Here is a 4315-nt window from a genome sequence, read left to right as displayed (position 1 = left end):
TGCCACGCCCTGCTGCAACAGCGCCGCGCTGCGGCCCAGCGCCAGTCCGAGCCGCCGTTGCGCCAGGGCGCGCGCGGCGGCACTGCCGGCCAGCGGGCTGCCCAGGCACACCACCCGGGTCACCGGCAGCGAGGGCAGCTCCCGCAAGGCCTGCAAGGCGATCAGGCCGCCGAGGCTATGACCGACCAGCGCCACCGGACCGGTGGTTGCCATACGTTCGATGCGGGCGTGCAGCCGTGGGAGCGCGGCCTCGGCGCCGCCGAACGCGGTCGAATAGCCGAAGCTGGCGACGCGCCAGCCCTCGCGGCGCAGGCGCAGCGCCAGCGGCAGCAGCCACGGCCGCGCGTTCCAGATGCCGTGCAGCAACAGCACCTGGGGCGCGGCGGCCATCGGCGACTCAGCCGCAGGTGGTGCGAAAGATGTGATTGCTGCCATCCAGGAACACGTTGAGCCGATCCAGGCGCAGGTCGCGGGTCACCGCCTGGCCCGGCGCGATCGGCCGCACCACGCCGGCTCCGCTCTCCTTCCAGACCCGGCTCATGGTCGCCTGGGTGGCCTCCTGGCCCACCGCCCAGGCCACGGCCTCGACGTTGCAGCGGCCATCGCCCTGCACCGTCGGCCCGGCACTGGCCGGCTGCAGCGACGCCGGTGGCGCGCACGCGGCCAGCAGCGGCACGACGGCGGCGATTCCCATCCACGGTCGGAACATGGCGTGCTCTCCTCAAGCTGGACAGGCCAGCACTGTAGCGCGCACTCGTTGCCGCTGTGTCGACGCGGCATGCCCGGACGAGGTCCGGCGGCAGGCGTCAGGCCGCGCGCGGCGGCCGGCGCAGGATGAATTCGAGATCGCGCACCCGCCCCACCGGGAATTCGTAGGTGCCGACCTTCTCGAAGCCGTAGCGCGCGTAGAAACGCTGCGCGCCCAGGTTCTCCGACCACACGCCGAGCCACAGCGTGCGCGGGCCGTCGCGCTCCAGCCAGGCCAGGGCGGTGTCGAACAGCCGGGCACCCCAGCCGCCGTTCTGGTGGGCGCGCAGCAGGTACAGGCGCTTCAGTTCGCCATCGCCGGGACGCACCTCGGCGTGCGGCAGGCCACAGGGGCCCGCCGCGGCGTGTCCGACCACCGCGCCGTCGTGCTCGACCAGCCAGATCGCGTAGTCCGGATGCGCCAGCACGACCTGGGCGCGCTCCAGCGAATAGGCCTCGTCGAGGAAGGCCTGCAGGTCCTGCGCGGGATACAGATGGCCGAAGGTTTCGCAAAAGGTGGCCGTGGCGATGCGGGTCACCGCCGCGGCATCGTCCGGCGTGGCGCGGCGAATCAACACGGCTCAGCGCGCCGGGTGCGCGGCGTCGGCGTCGGCCTCTTCGCCGTCATCCTCGTCCTCGTCGTCGCCTTCTTCCTCGTCCTCGTCCTCTTCTTCCTCGTCGTCTTCCTCGTACTCGTAATCGTCCTCGCCGAAGTCCTCGCCGTCCCAGCGGCCCTCCGGATCCGGCACGAACGCCAGCGGCGCGTTGGCGCCGCTGCCGGCGCGCACCAGCCAGCCGCCGAACACGCGCGCGCGCTGGGTGACGATGGCCTCCACTGCGCCCTCGTTGCCGAGGGTTTCCCACTCCAGATTGAATGCGGTCTCGCTCATGTGTCGGCCTGCGCTACGGTTGGAAGAAAGGGGTCACTGCGCCTGCGGGCGCACCTGCACGTGCACTTCGGCCAGCTGCGCGTCGGCGATCGGCGACGGCGCGTCGGTCATCAGGTCCTGCGCGCCGGTGGTCTTGGGGAACGGGATCACGTCGCGGATCGACTCGGTGCCGGCCATCAGCGCGGCGATGCGGTCGATGCCGAAGGCGATGCCGCCGTGCGGCGGCGCGCCGTAGTTCAGCGCATCCAGCAGGAAGCCGAACTTGGCGCGCGCTTCCTCGGCACCGATGCCGAGCAGCTCGAACACCGCGCTCTGCATGTCCGGGCGGTGGATACGGATCGAACCGCCGCCGATCTCGTTGCCGTTGAGCACCATGTCGTAGCCACGCGACACCGCGGTCTTGGCATGCGTGCGCAGTTCGGCGATGTCGTCCACCGCCGGCGCGGTGAACGGATGATGCAGGGCGACGTAGCGCTGCGCCTCCTCGTCCCATTCGAACATCGGGAAATCGGTGACCCACAGCGGCCGCCAGCCGTCGGCGACGAGGTTGAAGTCCTTGCCGGCCTTCAGGCGCAGCGCGCCCATGAAGTCGGAGACCTTGCCGTAGGCGCCGGCGCCGAAGAACACGATGTCGCCGTTGCCGGCGCCGACGTGGGCGAGCAGCGCGGCGAACGCGGCTTCGCCGAAGAACTTCTGGATCGGCGAGCTGATCTCGCCGCTGTCGGCGATCTTGACGTAGGCCAGGCCCTTGGCGCCGTACTTGGCGGCGTGCGCGGCGTACTCGTCGATCTGCTTGCGCGAGAGGCTGGCGCCACCGGGAATGCGCAACGCGGCGACGCGGCCGTCTGGGTCGGCGGCCGCCGCAGTGAACACCGCGAAGTCGCTGTCCTTGACCAGCTCGGCGACATCGGTCAGTTCCAGGGCGATGCGCAGGTCCGGCTTGTCAGAGCCATAGCGGCGCATGGCCTCGGCCCAGGTCATGCGCGGGAATTCGGCGGCCAGCTCGACGTCGACCACCTCCTTGAAGATGGCGCGGACCATCGCCTCGACGAAGTCCTGCACGTCGCGCTCGCGCACGAAGGCGAACTCCATGTCGAGCTGGGTGAACTCGAGCTGGCGGTCGGCACGCAGCGCCTCGTCGCGGAAGCAGCGCGCGATCTGGTAGTAGCGGTCGAAGCCGGCCACCATCAGGATCTGCTTGAACAGCTGCGGCGACTGCGGCAGCGCGTAGAACTCACCCGGATGCATGCGCGCCGGCACCAGGAAGTCGCGCGCGCCTTCCGGGGTGGCCTTGGTCAGGATCGGCGTCTCGATGTCCTGGAAGCCGCGCTCGTCCAGGTAGCGGCGCAGCGCCTGCACCAGCTTGATGCGGGTGCGCTGCATGCGCTGCATCTCCGGGCGGCGCAGATCCAGATACCGGTACTTCAGGCGGGTTTCCTCGCCCGGGTTCTCGTGCGCGTGGAACGGCAGCGGCGCGGCCTTGTTGAGCACGGTGATGGCGGTGGCGATCACCTCGACCTTGCCGCTGCGCAGCTTGTCGTTGACCGCATGCCGCGCGCGCACCACACCCTCGACCTGCAGCACGTCCTCGTAGCCGAGGCTGGCGGCGACCTTGAACACTTCCGCGTTCTCCGGCTCCACCATCACCTGCACGATGCCTTCGTGGTCGCGCAGGTCGATGAAGCACACGCCGCCGAGGTTGCGGGCCACGTCGGTCCAGCCGGCCAGGGTGACGGTTTGGCCGATCAGGGTCTCGTCGACCAGGCCGCAGAAGTGGGTACGCATCGCTAGCTCCAAACAGGGGGCGCCCGGCGCAGAAGGCGCCGGCAAGCCCGGTATTCTGCGGCGGCGCGTCGGCCCGGGCAAATCGCGCATGACTCATCCTGGCTTAAGTTGGCCTGCGGCTATAGTCCGCGCACCATTCACGGGGAGGAGAGAACCCATGTTGAAGCACCTTGGTGGCTGGCTGGTGATCGCCGCGCTGGCCCTGGCCAGCGCCCCGGCCGCGGCCCAGAGCGCCCGCGCCTACGCGCCGCAGGACCTGCGGCAACTGTCGGTCCCCGGCCGGGTCCGGGTGATCGAGCGCGAGTACGCCGACCAGTCGCGCGGGCGGCAGATCCCCGACGACCAGCTCGAGTTCTATCTGGACCAGATCGACCGCGGCTGGGGCTTCGGCAACATCCAGCAGGACATCGCCACCTCGCTGCGCGGCAGCGGCGGCGGCTGGCGGCAGGAACCGGGCTTCGACGGCCGCACCGTCGCCTGCTCCAGCAACGACCGCCGTCGCCAGCAATGCGCCACGCCGTTTCGCGGGCCTGCGCGACTGGTCGGCACCCTGTCCGATTCGCCGTGCATCGAAGGCCGCACCTGGGGCTCGGCGCCCGGCGTGGTGTGGGTGGACCAGGGCTGCCGTGGTCGCTTCGTCGAAGGTCGCGGCAATTGGGGCGGCAACTGGGGCGACGGCGGCGGCAGTGGCGGCGTGGCCGGCACCGTCCGCTGCGAGAGCCAGGACCAGCGCCAGCGCATCTGCCCGACCGGCTGGCGCAACGCCATGCTGGTGCGGCAGCTGTCGGACACCCGCTGCATCGAGGGCCGCACCTGGGGCTCGCGCGACGGCGCGGTGTGGGTCGACGACGGTTGTCGCGGCGAGTTCGCCCAGGGCCGCGGCGGCGGTGGCT

Annotated in this window: 6 protein-coding genes; 1 reads left to right on the top strand and 5 read right to left on the bottom strand. The window is 70.9% G+C overall.

Annotated elements, in window-relative coordinates; all coding sequences use genetic code 11:
• The 5 genes from D588_RS0121205 to aspS all read right to left on the bottom strand — a co-directional run.
• Positions 1–390 (bottom strand): alpha/beta fold hydrolase (locus tag D588_RS0121205; protein ID WP_017917422.1); only part of this gene is annotated, 390 nt, incomplete at its 3' end.
• A gap of 7 nt (positions 391–397) precedes the next feature.
• Positions 398–709, bottom strand: coding sequence for an I78 family peptidase inhibitor (locus D588_RS0121200; RefSeq protein WP_232764343.1), 312 nt, complete (start codon positions 707–709; stop codon positions 398–400).
• Between the two features lie 97 nt (positions 710–806).
• The gene (locus tag D588_RS0121195) at positions 807–1325 is read right to left on the bottom strand and encodes a GNAT family N-acetyltransferase (protein ID WP_017908982.1); all 519 of its coding nucleotides are present in this window, start codon (positions 1323–1325) and stop codon (positions 807–809) included.
• A gap of 3 nt (positions 1326–1328) precedes the next feature.
• Entirely contained in the window at positions 1329–1637 is a 309-nt protein-coding gene (locus tag D588_RS0121190) for a hypothetical protein (protein ID WP_017917419.1), read from the bottom strand.
• 33 nt (positions 1638–1670) lie between these two features.
• Entirely contained in the window at positions 1671–3422 is a 1752-nt protein-coding gene (aspS, locus tag D588_RS0121185; RefSeq protein ID WP_017917418.1) for an aspartate--tRNA ligase, read from the bottom strand.
• Positions 3423–3579: 157 nt separating this feature from the next.
• Between aspS and D588_RS0121180 the strand changes: the two genes are divergently transcribed.
• On the top strand, positions 3580–4315 hold a 736-nt coding region (locus tag D588_RS0121180; protein WP_017917417.1), incomplete at its 3' end, for a DUF3011 domain-containing protein.

Origin of the sequence: Xanthomonas sp. SHU 308, assembly GCF_000364645.1 — a bacterium.
Lineage (GTDB): Bacteria > Pseudomonadota > Gammaproteobacteria > Xanthomonadales > Xanthomonadaceae > Xanthomonas_A > Xanthomonas_A sontii.
This window is presented reverse-complemented; position numbering and strand designations above follow the sequence as displayed.